Source organism: Myxococcales bacterium (genome assembly GCA_016703425.1).
Taxonomy (GTDB): Bacteria; Myxococcota_A; Polyangia; order Polyangiales; family Polyangiaceae; genus JADJCA01.
Genome location: JADJCA010000029.1, coordinates 98849 through 113273 on the forward strand (window position 1 = coordinate 98849; position 14425 = coordinate 113273).

Below are 14425 nucleotides of genomic sequence, written 5' to 3' on the forward strand. Positions count from 1 at the left end.
TCGCTAAACGCCCGGCGGCGCGTCGACGACGGCCGTCTTCCTCGCATCCGCGGCTTGCGCTCCGCGCCGCTTTGCCGTGAACCGTTCGCTGCGCGCACGCTCGAGGGCCGCGCGGTCGGCGAAGGGTTGTGGCGCCTTGGCCGTCTCGCGCAAGTACGTGGGCAGGTCGACGACCGAATAGCCGAGCTTCTCGGGCTTCTCCGGGTTCCAGGCCTTCTTCTTCAAGTGAGCGAGCACCTTCGGCAGCGCGCGTACCGTCACCCCGCGAACGTCGTGCAGGAGGACCGTTCCGCCCTCGGCGTAGTCGATCTGCGCGATGAGGCTCTCGGCGAGGCCGGCCTCGTCGTCGCGGGTCATGTCGCCGGCCTCGACGCTCCACAAGACGAGCTCGTCACCACGGCGCGCGAGGGTGCTCTCGATGAAGCCGTCGAGGCCGCCGTAAGGCGGGCGAAAGAGGATCGGCTTCTTGCCGATGGCCCTCTCGATGGAGCGCTCGCCGGCGTCGATCTGCTTGAGGGCGTCGGTGCGGGGCATCGAGGTCAAGAGCGAGTGGTCGTGCGTGTGATTGCCAATGATGTGACCGGCTTGGACGATCTGCTTGGCCAGCGCTCGGTTCTGCACGGCCCGGGGCTCGTCGCCGTCGAGGTAGCGCCCGATGAGGAAGAACGTGGCACGAACGCCGGAGCGCTCGAGGGCGCGGAGCACCGCCGGGGTCGTCTCCGGCGACGGGCCGTCGTCGAAGGTCAGCGTCACGAAGCGCTGACCGCTCGTCTCCGAGCGCGCGGGCCCCTCCGCGAGGAGCCAAGATCGCGTCCCCCTCGCGCTCGCGTTCAGCCTGGGCCACGGCACCGGATCGGGCAGGTCGCCGCTCTCCACCGGCGAGAGCGGCGCCACCGCGGGCACCGACGGCGCTTCGATAAGTGGAGCGTGAGCGACGGGCGGGAGCGCTCGCTCAGCGACGTGAACCGTCGCAGTGCCTAGACGAGTGCCGCTGGGCCGGCCTAGGCCAACCCAGCTCCCCGCGACCAGCGCGAGAATCGGCACCACTGTACGTACAAGCACTCCCGCCATCGAGCTCCGATGGGATCGTATGTAGGGCGCGCCCCTTGGGGCCAACTTCGGCTCACTCTTGCGAGGCGACGGTGGGGCGTCGGTGGCGTCGTTCGGCTACGAATCCCTCGAAATTCGGAGGTGGCCGGACGCCACGAGCGCTATACGAGACGGCGTGATCGGCATCGCCCCCCTCGTCCTCAAGAGCCAAGTCGAAGCGACCGCCGGCTGGGCCCTCGATTCGGATTTCTGGCCCGCGGAGGTCGTTCGGTCCGCGGCGGCCATCGAGGAGGCGTGGCGCGCCGACCCGGCCCATACCGACTACGCGCGGCTCCTCTTCGCGGCTCACTACCTCACGGTGGCGACCTTCTGCCCGACCGACGTCGACGCGCGCATTCGGCACCACGTCTGGGTCGAGGCGGACTCGGCGCGCGCCCTCACCTTGGTCGCGCTCGTCGACGAGGTGGCCGCCCTCGACGCCTCCTTGGTCTCCGCACGCACGGTGAAGGGGCCCGACGGCGCCGCGATGTCGGGGCACAACGGCGAGTGGTTCTCGGTTCGCGCCGGCGCCCTCGGCCGCGCCCTTTCGCTCGGCGAAGGCGAGCTCGCCGCCCGCGTCGAAGCACAAATTGAAGACGAGCTCGGTCGTGAAGCGGAGGCCTTCCGCGCCGCCGTTCGCGAGAACGATGTCCAGGCGATCCTCGAGGTCTCGTGCATCGTCGCGCACAACACCGGCGACCTCTCCCGCGTGGTTGAAGCGTGGCCCAAGTCGGAGGCGCACAACCGCCTTCGCGGCCGCTTCGCGCGTCTCGGGCATCCGGAGGGCGCGGTGAACCACGGCGGCGTCTTCGCCGCTGCCGGACACGTCAACAAGGCGGTCACGGCCGTTGAAAACCATCGTTTTCTCGGCCTGCGAAAGGCGCGCTCGCTCCGTCGGTCACGCGACCTCTTGCTGCCCATCGGACCGTTCTTCGAGCCGTGGGGCCGCCGCGTCGCGTTGGCTCTCGATGAGCCGGAGCGCGTTGAGGTCGTGGATGCGCTCATGGAGACGCACTTGCGGGGCGAGGACCAGCAAGGACCGTTGCGCGCCCTCCGCGGCATGGCCGAGGCGAACCGCGGACCATGGTCGAAGATCGTCGATGCGCTGCCGGTGCGGCTTCGGAAGGCGGCGACGGCTGGCCCCGTGCAAGCCGGCCTCCGTGTGACGCACGAGGCGTTCTTCGCGCGCCTCGAGAAGCGCACGCGCGCCGCCCTCGAGAGCGCCCCCAAGTGGAGCCAACGGTGACGGAGGCCTCGCTCGATGCACCGCGGCAGCGGCTCTTCGATGCACTGTGCGCGCTGAGTCCGGCTGACGACGAGGAGCGCCGCCACGTGGAGAGCGTGCTCGCGCTCGTTCGCGCGGAGGCGCGCTGTTTCTCCCGTGATGTCTTCACTCCGGGCCATCTGACGGGCAGCGCGTTCATCGTCGACGAGCGAGGTCGCTTGCTCTTGCACCACCATCGTCGCCTCGATCGTTGGCTCCAGATGGGTGGCCACGACGAAGGGGAGTTCGATCCCCTGCGAACGGCCCTTCGTGAAGCGACGGAAGAGTCGGGCCTCGCGTCGCTTGAGCTCGCCTGGGACGGAATCCTCGACGTCGATGTCCACGCGATCCCTGAGGGCAAGAAGGAGCCCGGGCACTTGCACCACGACGTCCGGTTCCTCTTCCGTACCCGCACGCCGGAGGCGATTGTTCACGACGACAGCGAGTCGAAGGCCCTCGACTTCTTCGCCCTCGAAGAGGCGGAGCGCCTCCTCGGTGACGCGAGCGCGGGCCGCGTCGTGCGCAAGATCCGCAGGATCCTCGAGAACGCCGGCCCGTGAGCGGCGGCCCCGCAACTGGGCGCGTCCACGCCGACGTCGACGCGGACGTCCCGATGTCGCTCCGCGAGGAATGGAAGCGGCTCTTTGTCCTCGCCTATCCCATCACGCTCGCGCAGGTGGGGCTCATGTCCTTGCACCTCGTCGACACGGCCATCGTCGGCAAGACCTCGGTCGACGATCTCGCCGGCGTGGCGCTCGGTCGGTCGCTCGCGTTTCTGACGGTGGCCTTCGGCATGGGCGTGCCGCTCAGCCTCGAAGCGCTCGCGACGCAAGCCTTCGGCGCCGGTGAGCGCGAAACGGCGTGGGCCGCGCTCTTGGGCGCCCTCCGAGCGTCGCTCCTCGTGTGGGTGCCCATCAGCTTGGTCGCGGTGCTCCTTGGGGCGGTGCTCGTGCCGCTCGGCGTGGAGGCGCCCGTGGCGAAGCGGGCGCTCCTCTTCCTTGTGGCCAACGTGCCCGGAGCCCTGGGCTTTCTCGTGTTTCTGACGGCGAAGACGTATTTGCAAGCGCAAGGTCGCACCACGCCTGCGCTCGTCGCAGCGCTCGTGGCGAACGTCTTCAACTTCCTCGCCTGCATGCTCCTCGTGCGAGGCGACGACGCGCTCGCGGCCGTTGGCCTTCCGGCCATGGGTGCCCCGAAGTTGGGCGCCCTCGGCGCGGGCCTGGCGTCGAGCCTCGCATCGCTACTCTTGGCCGGCCTCACCTTGCGCGCCGCTTGGCTCCTGAAGCCCACCCGCAAGGTGACGCCGATGCCGGTCTTGCGGGTGGCGCGGCTCGGGTTGCCCATCGGCTTTCAACTCCTCGCGGAGGTCGGCGTCTTCTCCGTCGTGGCCATCGTGGCGGGGCGGCTTGGGGCCCAGGTCATCGGCGCACACCAAGTCGCCATTTCGTTGGCGAGCCTCACCTTCATGATCGCCATCGGCATCAGCGGCGCGGCGGCGGTTCGTGTGGGCGCGGCGGTCGGCCAGGGGCGCTCGCCGCGGCGCGTCGGATACACGGCGACGGCCCTCGGCGTCTCGGTGATGGCGCTCGGCGCGCTCACCTTTCTCTTCTTTCCTCACGTCTTGGTCGCGCCCTTCACCAACGACGCCGAGGTCCACCGGATCGCGGTTCGCCTCCTGCGCATCGCCGCGATGTTTCAGCTCTTCGACGCCACCCAGGGGGTCCTGGCGGGCGCGCTCCGCGGCGCCGGCGACGTGCGCCTCCCCTTTCTACTCATGCTGCTTGGCTACTGGGGTCTCGCGTTTCCGTTGGCCCTCGCGTTGGCCTTCGGTCTCGGCTGGGGAGCCGAGGGGCTCTGGTGGGGGCTTTCGGCAGGTCTCTGCTTCGTGGCCGTGGCGCTCTTCCTTCGCTTCCATCGGTTGACGTCGCGCCCCATCGCGCGCGTCTAGCGGCACGCGCTCGTTCGCGCGAATGAGACCTTGCCGAGTTCGCGGGACCAGCCACAACTAACTGAGATGCGCATGCAGTTCGGCGCGCTCGCTGGCCTCGTCGCCCTGCTCGGTGTGGGGTGCGCGAGCTTGCCGCGGGCGCGCGCACCCTCGGAGGGAGAAGGGTTGCGCTACGAAGTCGCGGTGCCCGGTGACGCTTCGGTCCTCGTCGTCGAAGCGGCCGTGCCCGCCGGCTTGCCTCCGTACTTCGGCATGGCTCGCGGGGCCGTTCCCTTCGTGCGCGAGCTTCATGTGACGACCGACGGCGAGCGGTGGTCGCGCGTCGCGGCGACCGACACGTTCTTCTTCATCCCCGAGTGCGCCCCGCGAGGTTGCCGCTTGCGCTACCAGTTCGCGCTCGAGACTGCCGCGCGAACGCTTCGCGACGTTGACCGTGCGCGCGTCTTGGCGCCGTCGGTCTTCGAGGCGCCACCCTCCACCTGGCTCCTCCGCCCCATCGGTCACGCGTCGGGCCCCTACACCTTGCACGTGATGCCCACGGCCGGCGTGCGCTTCGTGACCGGGCTCTTCCCACTCGAAGAGGACACTTGGACCGGCGACGTCGGTCAGCTTGGGCTCTCGCCCTACACGGTGCTCGGGCGCTTCGGCGTCGAGCTTGTGCGTCCCGACCAGCACGGCGCGGCGATTCAGGTCGTGGTGCCGCGAACGCTCGAGGCGTCGCGCGCCGTTCTCCGCGAGTGGGTCGAGCGCTCGGCGCGCGTGGTCGCAAACTACTACGAGCGATTTCCCGTTCGGCACGCGCTCGTGATCGTCGCGCCACGGCCCGGCGCCGGCGTGCGGCACGGGCGCACGCTGGGCAACGGCGGCGCGGCGACGATCGTTTGGGTTGGCGAAGACACGTCGGCAGAAGACCTTGAGCGCGATTGGGTGCTTCCCCACGAGCTTGTGCACATGGCGCTGCCGTCGGTCGACGAGAGCCATCGCTGGTTCGAAGAGGGGGTGGCGACCTACGTTGAGAAGGTGGCGCGCGTCAGCGCCGGCGAGGTCGCCGAAGAGGCGTTCTGGGGAGAGCTACTCGAGGGGCTTCCGAAGGGCTTGCCGCACCAAGGCGATCGAGGCCTCGACCACACGCCGACGTGGGGTCGCCGCTACTGGGGAGGGGCGCTCTTCTGCTTCCTCGCGGACGTCGAGATTCGCCGTCGCACGGAGGGGCGCGCATCCTTGGCCGATGCCCTTCGCGGCATCGTCAAGAGCGGCGGCAGCGTCGCCGTGTCGTGGGATTTTCGCCGCGCGCTGGCCGCTGGCGACGCGGCCGTTGGCGTGCCGGTGCTGCGCGAGCTTCACGATCGCATGGGCGAGCGGCCGATGCCCGTCGACCTCGGTGCGCTGTGGTCGAGGCTCGGGGTGAGCGTCGCCGACGGGCGCGTGGTCCTTGACGACGGCGCGCCCGCGTCAGCCTTTCGGCGCTCGCTCATCCCGAGAGACGAGTAGCTCGGCCACAAGGACGGGGCGCTAGTCTTCCCCAAGCACTTCGCGCAAGAATCGCAAGGCGGCTCTATCGAGGGAAGTCTCGGCGAGCTTCTCGAGGAGGTTCGTGACGTGTCTTTTGAGCGTTGTCTCCGCGATGCCGCGCGCGAGCATGAAATCATCGCGCGAGACGCCGCGCGCCGTGGCAACGAGCAGCTCGCATTCCGTCTCCGTCAGGCGAAAGCGCGTCACCCAATCGTCGCTGCGTAGCACGATCTTGTTCTGGATCGTCGTCGGGCGCACGAGGCAGCGGCGTGCAAAGCGCAGGATGGGCTCGGCCACGACGGGCTTCGGCAAGAACGTGACATCCATGCCGAAGGCGAGCGCGGCGAGAGGCGCGTTCAAGTGCCCGGTGACCATGAGCGACGGCAACGCAGGGTCGAGCGTCCGGGCGCGCTCCACGACCTCGAGGCCGCTGCCGTCGGGCAACTGGAAGTCGATGACGAGACCGATGGGAGCGCCGAAGCGCAGGAGCAACTGGTGCGCCTCTGCGCACGACGCTGCTAGATCGATCTCACACGTGCCCTTGAGCAACCGAGCGAAGGCGCTACGCACGTCATCTTCGTCTTCGACGATGAGGAGGCGCTGGCGGGTCCGCCGGGCCGCGTCCTGATCGCCCTCCTGGTCACCGTCCGAGCTTTGGCCCATCGATGGCTCTCTCCCCCCCGGGCCATTCAAGACAGCACCACAACTGCGGCCCCGTGGAAATCCCACCCAGGTAGTAGAAAACTCGCCCCTTTGACTACATGCACCGCGCCGACTTCCGAGCTCGCGAGGCGATTACCTCAGTAAATTCCAGGCGTGCGCGCCCGGAGGGCCGTTCCCCAGCGGCCGTCACCATCGGCGGCCCAAGTGGCTCGAAATGCGTCCCGAACGACGAGCTCGGCGCGTTTTCCGCGAGGTGAGAAGCCCCACTCGGGCTCTTGGGAGACGTCCTCGGGGTCTGCGTACACGCGCCAGACGAAGAACCCAAAGAAGCGAGGCTCGTCGAGCAACGGCTTGAGCAACGCCTTGTACGCGAGCGCTTGCGCCGCTTCGTCGACTCGAACGTTCTTCATGCCATCGGGCCACTCCCACGGGCGATACGCCGGATCGGGCCGCGTCGTGTAGCCGATCTCGGTGAACAGCACCGGCTTGCGCCACGCGTCGGCGACCTTCTTCACGCGTTCTCGCACGCGCTCGCCACCCTTTTCGAGCTCGGCGAACGACGCGCCCTCTTTGTCCGCCAAGGGGAAGAACGCGTTCACACCAATCACGTCGAGCTCGCCGAGCACGATCGTGTCGTCGACGTCGTCCCAGTTGGCGGAGTACGTCACGAGGCCCCGATAGAGGGTTCGGACCTCGTGCACCAGGGAGACGAAGCTCGGTGCACGGCCGCTCGTCACCCACGAGCGGAGCTCCACGCCCACGGAGAACATCTCTGCGCCGGTCTCGGCCGCGACGGCAGCCCATCCTTTCACGAAGCGGCCATAGCTCTTTGCCCAGCGCTCCCAGGCGGCGTCGGTCTTCGGATCGATGAGCGCGCGCCACTCGTGCGACTCGGTCCAAAGGTGCGGCACCAGGAGGACCTTCAGCTGGCGCTCGTGCGCCATCTCGATGGCGCGCCGCACGGCCCGCTTGTTCTCTTCGTAGGGGACCTCGAAGGTCGGGTCGACGCCGCGGCCCTCGAGCGACCCCACACGCCCGAAGGGCGTGATCGAGATCCACTCGGCGCCCGCGCGACGGCATTCGTCGAGGGCGCGTCCATACGCCGGGGAGCCGTAGCCCACGTCGGGGTGGTATCCGTTCTCGATGGGACCGATGGTCATGCCTCGGACCGCCGCGAGGCCGCGCTCGCGGGGTTCGGTCGGCGCGTTGAACGCATGCAGCGTCGCAGGCGAAAGCGCGAAGAGGCCTGCGAGCGCGATGGGCCTTAGCGCAGCGCTCGGGCGTTTTGGGCGAAGACGCATCAGAGGCCCACGTCGTAGGAAAGTCCTAGGCTCGCGCCAAGACGAATCCACGGCCCCGTCGCGTCGGTGGGGGAGGAACGTGCGCCCTCATAGGCGGGATGAATCGCGAAGGTGACCGGGGTCAAGACGACGCGGAGCTCCTTGGCCACGCGAAACGAAGCCGAGGCGCGGGCGAGACCCAAGGGCACCAAGCCCGGCGACGGCGCGCAATCGGCTACGAAGGCCTCGCCACCGACGGCGCCTGCGCCACCGACCACGAGCGACTCGAGGCCTCCGCCCAGCTCGATGGCGGCTCGCAGCGAGCGCGTGGGGTCCCACGCGACGCCGCCCGTCAGCGCGCCGGCGAGACCGACGGCACGGAACCGGTCTGGCAGCGCGCAACCCGCCGGTGAGGGTTCAGCGAGACCTCGCCAAGACACCGAGCGAACTTCGGCGCGCGCGCCCAGCGACGCGGAGATCCGAGGCGGACCGAACGCGACGCGAAAGGCCACATCGGCCGTCGGCGCGACGCGCTGCGACGCGTCGCCAAGCGAGGGCACTTCGAGGCCCCCCTGCGCCTCGAGCTCAAGTCGCTTGGTCCGAGCGGCGCGTGGCGAAGGGTCCGGCGCATCGGTCGCCGTGATGTGCACGAGCCGGCCCAAGCGCGCGTCAACGACGCGCTCACCCCCTCGGGTATCGCGAGGCGCGTCCTCCGTTTGCCCTTCGCGCACGAGGCGAACGGTGTGGCGCCCCGGCGCGAGCTCCGTCGCCAAGGGCGCGACGCCGACGCGCCTTTCGTCCACAAACACCGTGGCGCCGGCGGCTTCGCCGTCGACGAGGAGGCTCGAAGGCCTGCGACGAAGGGAGGCGAGCGCTCGCGTTGCCTCCGCGCGGTCAGCGGTCGAGAGGTCGGGGGCGGCGAGGTAGAGCTCGAGCATCTCCGCGGCGTCTTCCAGCTCATCGAGTCGCTCGTGGCATCGCGCAATGTTCCAAAGCGCGACCGGCGGCGCGCCCCGCCGATAGGCGGCGATGAAGAGCGCGAGCGCGCTCCGGATGCGGCCCGCAGCGTAGGCTCGCGCGGCCGACGCATCGAGCTCTCGCGCTCGCTCGAGGTCCGTCTCCGCCGCCAACGGCAGCGCGAAGGTGGGATGCGCCGCTCGCGCTTCGGTCGTCGCGAGTAGCGCCGGCAGCGACCAGAGTGAGGCCAGCGCCGTGAGCGTTGTTCGACGTCGCATCGCCTAGCCCGCCACGAGGACGATCTTGGTGACCTCCGGTGGGGCACCGACACGCGTCGGCGGACCCGCAGTGCCGAAGCCGCGATTGACCCACATCGTCGAGCCGCTCGCTTGGTAGCGGCCGGCGACGTAACGAAGCACGTAGCTCGCGGGCCTGAAGCCGGGGTTCACCTGACCGCCGTGCACATGACCGCTCAGTTGGAGCGCGACTTTGCCGGCCGCCTCGTCGAAGAAGCGCGGCTGGTGCGCCAAGAGGATTCGAGGCCCGTCGGGCGCGTCGCGGAGGGCGCGAGCCAAATCAGGGCCTACACCTGCGAAGCGCGGCCCCGCGTAGTCGTCGACGCCCGCGAGCACGATGCCGCCGCCATCCTTGGGCCTTAGGACGGCGTGCTCGTTGATGAGCGCGCGCACGCCAGCGGCTCGCAGGCCCTCGGCGACGTCGATGCCGTCGGTGTAGTAGTCGTGGTTGCCCAAGATCGCCGCAACCCCGTCTCGCGCGAGCGAGCCGAGATCGCCGAGGGAGCGGGCCATCAGGCCGATGTAGCGCGGGTCGAAGTCGACGAGATCACCGGTGGCGACGATGAGATCGGGCTTCGCGCCGCGCACGAGCGAGAGGCCGCGCGCCAGCTCGGCTTCGCGCACGAACAAGCCGACGTGAAGGTCCGAGACCTGCACGATCGAGTAGCCCTCGAGGGCGCGCGGCAGGTCGCGGATCTTCACCACCACCTCCTCGAGCTGAAAGTCCAGACGCCCCCGGACGACGCCCCAGCCCACCGTGCCGCCGCTGGCGCCGAGGACGGCGAGACCAGCGGTTCGCTCGAAGAGCACACGCCGTGAGACGCGTGGCGCAGGATGCGACGGCGCCTCGGGGAGCGGCGCGCTGCTCTTGCCTCCGGCGAGGGAGGCGTCCATCGCGGCCGCCTGGAGTCTTTGTTCCCGTCGCGCGTGCAGGTGAGCGACGAGCCGAATGAGTGTCAGCGGTCCGAGCGCCAACACGAGCGCGATCAGCTCGGCCATGACGAGCGCCGTCACCACGCGGGCCGCGCCGGCGTCGAAGCGATAGACCACCAGCCGCGCGACGGGGATCGCCACGACGACAACGACGAGCGCCGCGGCGAGTCGCTTCCTCCTCGCCGCGAGCCATGGAAAGGCCCGCACCAGCCACGCGTAGAGCAGGCCGTGGCAAAGGCCCGCAAAGAGGAGGTCGAAGACGCTGCGCACGGCCTCTCATTCTTAGAGCAAACGCGGCCCTCCCGCCAATCGAGGCAAGATCGGGCCGCCGGAGCCCTCCTCGACGCACTACCATGGCGCGGTGAGCTCGTTCGAAGGCGAGGCGCTCGAACGCCTCAAGCTGGCGGCGGAAGAAATGGCGTTCCTCGTGGGACGCGGCTACGCGCCCCTCGTTGTGCAATCGCTCGTGTCGGCGCACCGCCGCGTGACGCCGCACGAGAACGCCGTCTTGGCACGCGCTGTCTTGTCGGAGGCGCAATACCGACAGCGCGCGCTCAAGGAGATGCTCCCGGAAGACATCGCGAAGCGGCCGCTCGTCATCGACGCCCACGACGTCATCGACGCGGTCGCGGCGGCCCTCGCGGGGAAGGTCGTCATCGAGACGCTCGATCAGACGCTCTCGCCGCTCGAGCCCTTCGAGCCGACGGAGGCGGAGGTCGACGCAGCGTTGTCGCGACTCTTTACGGCGCTCCGTGAGATGCGGCCTTCGAAGACGAAGTGGATCCTCTCGGCCGCGCGCGATGACGCCCCGCGAACCGCCTCACGGATCCACGAGCTGGCCAAGAAGGCCAAGGTCGTTGCCGAGACCGAACTGTCAGCCGACGCCAAGGCGACCTTGAAGTCGCAACCGAACGTGGCCACCAGCGACGCCGACGTCATCGCCGCGTGCAAGAGTTGGTGCAACCTCGGTCAGCCGGCGCTCATGGACCTTCGCGACATCGCGAAGCTCAAGTTGCAGTAGAGGGGGCTACGCCCGCTTGAACGTGTCGTAGCGGTTCGCGTCCTTGGCGATGCGCGCTTCGAGCGCCCTCTGCTCTTCCAACGTGAGAGGCTCGTGCTCACGACCAGCGCGGAGGTTCTCTCGCACTTCGGCGGGGGTGCTGCATCCGATGATCACCGTGTCGGCGAAGGCCGCGGCATAGCGAATGAGCTCGACGGGCTTGGCAGCGCCGCCGCTCACCAGCTCGCCGTGCGCGAGGGCCTTCATCCCGATGATGCCCAGCCCGCGTCGCCGGGCCTCCGGAATGACCGTCGTGAGGAAGGGCAGGCGTCGACCGTCGGCGGGGTTCATGGCCGCGAGGACCGCGTCGAAGTCGTAGCGCTTCATCGCCTCCATCAAGATCGCCGGATCGTGGTGGCCCGTGATGCCCACGTGGCGGATCCGCCCGTCGCGTTTCGCTTGCTCGACGGCTTCGATGGCACCGCCGGGGGCGAAGATCGCGTCGAGATCTCTCAGCGTGCGGAGATCATGGAGCTGCCAGAGATCGAGCCGCTGCGTGCCGAGGCGCCGGAGGCTGTCGTCCAAGAGACGCAGCGCGCCGTCCTTGGTGCGCTCATGCGTCTTTGACGCGAGGAACACCTTGTCGCGTGCGCCGGCGCCGGCTTCGCGGAAGGCCGCTCCGTAGTAGTCCTGGCTTCCGTCGTAGGCCGGTGCGGTGTCGCAATAGCGCACGCCCATGGCGAGCGCTTCGAGGATCATCGGCACCGCCTCTCGCGCTCGGCCGAAGGTTCGTAAGATGCCTTCGCCGCCGAGCGAGACGCGCTCCACCTGGGCGCCGGTCTTCCCGAGCTTGCGGAGTGAGCCCGCCGCGACCTCGGTGCCGGCGCTTGCCTTTGCGGGGACCGATGGCGATGTCGCGTTGGCGCTCGCGCCCGCCGTGCCGGCCGCCTTCGGCGTGCACGCCGCCACTGCTAACGTCGCACCGCTCACGAGCAAATCGCGCCTCGTCGTTTCGCGCATCCATGCACCTCATGCTGCAAGGTACTTCAGTCCGCGCCGGTACACCGGGCTTCGCATCCTCAAGTCGAATGAACACCGCTGACGACGCGCTCGATGCGGGCGTAGTCGCGGTGCAGCTCGATGTCGCCAAAGCCTGCGTCGGCAAAGAGCGCTCGTACGTCCGGCGCTTCGCCGGCGCCGACCTCGACCGCCAGGACGCCGCCGGGCGCGAGGTGCTTTGGCGCTTCGGCCACCAGACGTCGCATCAGCTCGAGGCCATCGGCGCCGCCGTCGAGCGCGAGGCGGGGCTCGAAATCACGAACGTCGCTCATGAGGCCCGCGATCTCTCCCGTGGCGATGTAAGGCGGGTTCGCGGTGATGAGGTCGAAGCGCAGGGGGGCGCCGAGCTCCCACGGATGCCGCGCATCGGCCAGCGGCGCGAAGAGGTCGCCTTCGCGCACCGAAAGATTGTACGCGCCGAGGCGCGCCGCGTTTTCGCGCGCGAGCGTCACCGCGTCACGCGAGAGGTCCGTCGCGAAGACAAACCCCGTGGGCCTCGCCGCCGCGAGCGAGATGGCGACGCAGCCGGTGCCGGCGCAGAGATCGAGGGCGAGGGTGCACATGGATAACTGCGACGTGCGACGCAGCGCGACCTCGACGAGGACCTCCGTGTCGGGGCGGGGGATGAGGGCGCGCCGGTCGACCTTGAACATCCGGCCCCAAAACTCTCGCTCGCCGAGCACGTAGGCCACCGGCTCGTGCGAACGACGACGCTTCACCGTTTCGCGAAAGCGTGCGAGCTCGGGCGCCGTGAGCGGACGTTTCGCGTCGACGATGAGCTGGATTCGTGTCGAGCCGAGGGCGTGCGCCAAGAGGACTTCGGCGTCGAGACGGGGCGACTCGATGCCCCGGCCCTTGAAGTCGTCGGTGGCCCAACGCACGACCCGTTCGATGGTCCACGGCTCGTCGCTCTGCGTCGCCTCCGTCATCGTTCGTGGCGTTTCCGCGCTTCTTTGACCTGGCCTTCGACCTCGGCTCGGATGCGATCGCGCTCGGCGGCCGATCCTGCCTCGAAGCGCATGACGAGGACCGGCCCCGTGTTCGATGCGCGAACGAGCCCCCAGGCAGGCGCTTCGGGCGTTCCGAAGGAGACGCGCGCGCCGTCGATGTCGATAACGCTTCGTCCCGCGGCCTTGTAGTGCTCCGTCACGGCCTTCACGACGTCGAACTTCACGGCGTCGGGGCAGTCGACGCGCAGCTCGGGGGTCGTAAAGGTCTTGGGCACGTCGGCGAGCATCTCGCTCAAAGAGCGAGGGTCCTTCGAGAGGATCTCGAGGAGCCGCAGCGACGCGTAGATGGCGTCGTCGTAGCCGAAGTACCGATCGGCGAAGAACAGGTGTCCGCTCATCTCGCCGGCCAAGAGGGCCCCGGTCTCCTTCATCTTGGTCTTGATGAGCGAGTGGCCCGTCTTCCACAGGATGGGCTTGCCGCCGTGTTTCGCGATGTCGTCGTAGAGCGTCTGCGAGCACTTCACCTCGCCCAGGATCGTCGCGCCGGGGGTCTCGCGGAGCAGCGCCCGCGAGAAGAGGATCATGAGCTTGTCGCCCCAGATGATTTCGCCTGTCTCGTCGACGGCGCCGAGTCGATCAGCGTCGCCGTCGTACGCGATGCCGACGCGAGCGCCGGTCTTCTTCACGCGGTCGACGAGCGTGGCCACGTTGTCGACGACGGTCGGATCAGGGTGATGGTTGGGGAAGCGGCCGTCCATCTCGCAAAAGAGCGGATCTGGCTTGAGGCCGAGGCTCTGCATCACGGCCAGAGCCGCCGGTCCGCCGGAGCCGTTGCCAGCGTCGACGACGAACGAGATGTCGGTGTGCGCCAGCGATACGCGCTCCTTGAGCGCAGCGACATAGGCGGGGAGCACGTCGACGGTCTCCAAGCGGCCGTCGCCTTCGGGCCCCAAGTCGCCGGCCTCGAGGCGCGCACGCAGCGTCTGAATGTCGGCGCCGAAGAAGCTCGCCTTGCCGCGCATGATCTTGAAGCCGTTGTCCTCGGGCGGGTTGTGGCTCCCCGTGATCATCACGCCGCCGTCGACGCCGAGGTGATGCACCGCGAAGTAGAGCATCGGGGTCGGCACGACGCCGATCTCAACGACGTCAATGCCAGCCTTGCGGAGGCCCGTGGTGAGGGCCGCAAAGAGGCGCGGACTCGACACGCGACAGTCGCGCCCTACGGCGAGGCGCGTGCGTCGGCCGGAAACCGCGAGGGTGCTCCCCAGGCCGCGGCCGAGGAGCGTGGCGAAGGTGTCGGTCAGATCACGGTCGGCAACGCCGCGAATGTCGTACTCGCGAAAGACGTGTTTGGGGATGCTCATGGCCACGCTCGTATCGCCTGCAGCGCGCCCCGCGGCAAGGGCCGCGAGGCTAGAGCTGCGCGGTCACGCCACGAGCTGCCGCTGCCGGGCGGCGCGACCGTTTCGTGGGC

At 69.1% G+C, this 14425-nt stretch carries 13 protein-coding genes; 5 read left to right on the forward strand and 8 right to left on the reverse strand.

Annotation, left to right across the window (positions count from 1 at the left end; genetic code table 11):
- Positions 1 to 3 precede the first annotated feature (3 nt).
- Positions 4 to 1071, reverse strand: coding sequence for a polysaccharide deacetylase family protein (locus IPG50_33860; protein ID MBK6697137.1), 1068 nt, complete (start codon positions 1069 to 1071; stop codon positions 4 to 6).
- A gap of 154 nt (positions 1072 to 1225) precedes the next feature.
- Here IPG50_33860 and IPG50_33865 point away from each other — a divergent pair, with 154 nt between their 5' ends.
- From IPG50_33865 to IPG50_33880, 4 genes are all read left to right on the forward strand, one after another.
- On the forward strand, positions 1226 to 2335 hold the full coding sequence (locus tag IPG50_33865; protein ID MBK6697138.1) for a hypothetical protein: 1110 nt from the start codon (positions 1226 to 1228) through the stop codon (positions 2333 to 2335).
- Entirely contained in the window at positions 2332 to 2913 is a 582-nt protein-coding gene (locus tag IPG50_33870) for an NUDIX domain-containing protein (protein MBK6697139.1), read from the forward strand. Before IPG50_33865 ends, IPG50_33870 begins: the two co-directional genes overlap by 4 nt.
- Complete coding sequence (locus IPG50_33875) at positions 2910 to 4301, forward strand: MATE family efflux transporter (GenBank protein ID MBK6697140.1); 1392 nt, start codon at positions 2910 to 2912, stop codon at positions 4299 to 4301. The genes IPG50_33870 and IPG50_33875 overlap by 4 nt, the downstream gene beginning before the upstream one ends.
- Before the next feature lie 66 nt (positions 4302 to 4367).
- Positions 4368 to 5792: a hypothetical protein gene (locus IPG50_33880; GenBank protein ID MBK6697141.1), complete on the forward strand. Its 1425-nt coding sequence runs from the start codon at positions 4368 to 4370 to the stop codon at positions 5790 to 5792.
- 21 nt (positions 5793 to 5813) lie between these two features.
- On the opposite strand, the gene IPG50_33885 is transcribed toward IPG50_33880, so the two are convergent.
- The 4 genes from IPG50_33885 to IPG50_33900 all read right to left on the reverse strand — a co-directional run bounded on the left by IPG50_33885 (position 5814) and on the right by IPG50_33900 (position 10212).
- Positions 5814 to 6476 (reverse strand): response regulator transcription factor, encoded by a 663-nt coding sequence (locus IPG50_33885; GenBank protein ID MBK6697142.1) that lies wholly within the window; start codon positions 6474 to 6476, stop codon positions 5814 to 5816.
- A gap of 137 nt (positions 6477 to 6613) precedes the next feature.
- Positions 6614 to 7636, reverse strand: a complete 1023-nt coding sequence (locus IPG50_33890; protein MBK6697143.1) for a hypothetical protein — start codon at positions 7634 to 7636, stop codon at positions 6614 to 6616.
- A 140-nt stretch (positions 7637 to 7776) separates the two neighbouring features.
- Complete coding sequence (locus IPG50_33895; GenBank protein MBK6697144.1) at positions 7777 to 8991, reverse strand: PEGA domain-containing protein; 1215 nt, start codon at positions 8989 to 8991, stop codon at positions 7777 to 7779.
- A 3-nt stretch (positions 8992 to 8994) separates the two neighbouring features.
- Positions 8995 to 10212: a metallophosphoesterase gene (locus tag IPG50_33900; GenBank protein ID MBK6697145.1), complete on the reverse strand. Its 1218-nt coding sequence runs from the start codon at positions 10210 to 10212 to the stop codon at positions 8995 to 8997.
- Between the two features lie 91 nt (positions 10213 to 10303).
- Here IPG50_33900 and IPG50_33905 point away from each other — a divergent pair, with 91 nt between their 5' ends.
- Positions 10304 to 10963 carry a DUF434 domain-containing protein gene (locus tag IPG50_33905; protein MBK6697146.1) on the forward strand — a complete coding sequence of 220 codons (660 nt, stop codon included), beginning with the start codon at positions 10304 to 10306 and terminating at the stop codon, positions 10961 to 10963.
- A 6-nt stretch (positions 10964 to 10969) separates the two neighbouring features.
- Here the strand turns inward: IPG50_33905 and IPG50_33910 are convergent, their stop codons facing one another.
- The 3 genes from IPG50_33910 to IPG50_33920 are packed head-to-tail and all read right to left on the reverse strand — an operon-like array spanning position 10970 to position 14315.
- Positions 10970 to 11962 (reverse strand): aldo/keto reductase, encoded by a 993-nt coding sequence (locus IPG50_33910; GenBank protein ID MBK6697147.1) that lies wholly within the window; start codon positions 11960 to 11962, stop codon positions 10970 to 10972.
- A gap of 59 nt (positions 11963 to 12021) precedes the next feature.
- Positions 12022 to 12930: a peptide chain release factor N(5)-glutamine methyltransferase gene (prmC, locus tag IPG50_33915; protein ID MBK6697148.1), complete on the reverse strand. Its 909-nt coding sequence runs from the start codon at positions 12928 to 12930 to the stop codon at positions 12022 to 12024.
- Positions 12927 to 14315 (reverse strand): phosphomannomutase/phosphoglucomutase, encoded by a 1389-nt coding sequence (locus tag IPG50_33920; GenBank protein MBK6697149.1) that lies wholly within the window; start codon positions 14313 to 14315, stop codon positions 12927 to 12929. The genes prmC and IPG50_33920 overlap by 4 nt, the downstream gene beginning before the upstream one ends.
- Between the last annotated feature and the right edge of the window lie 110 nt (positions 14316 to 14425).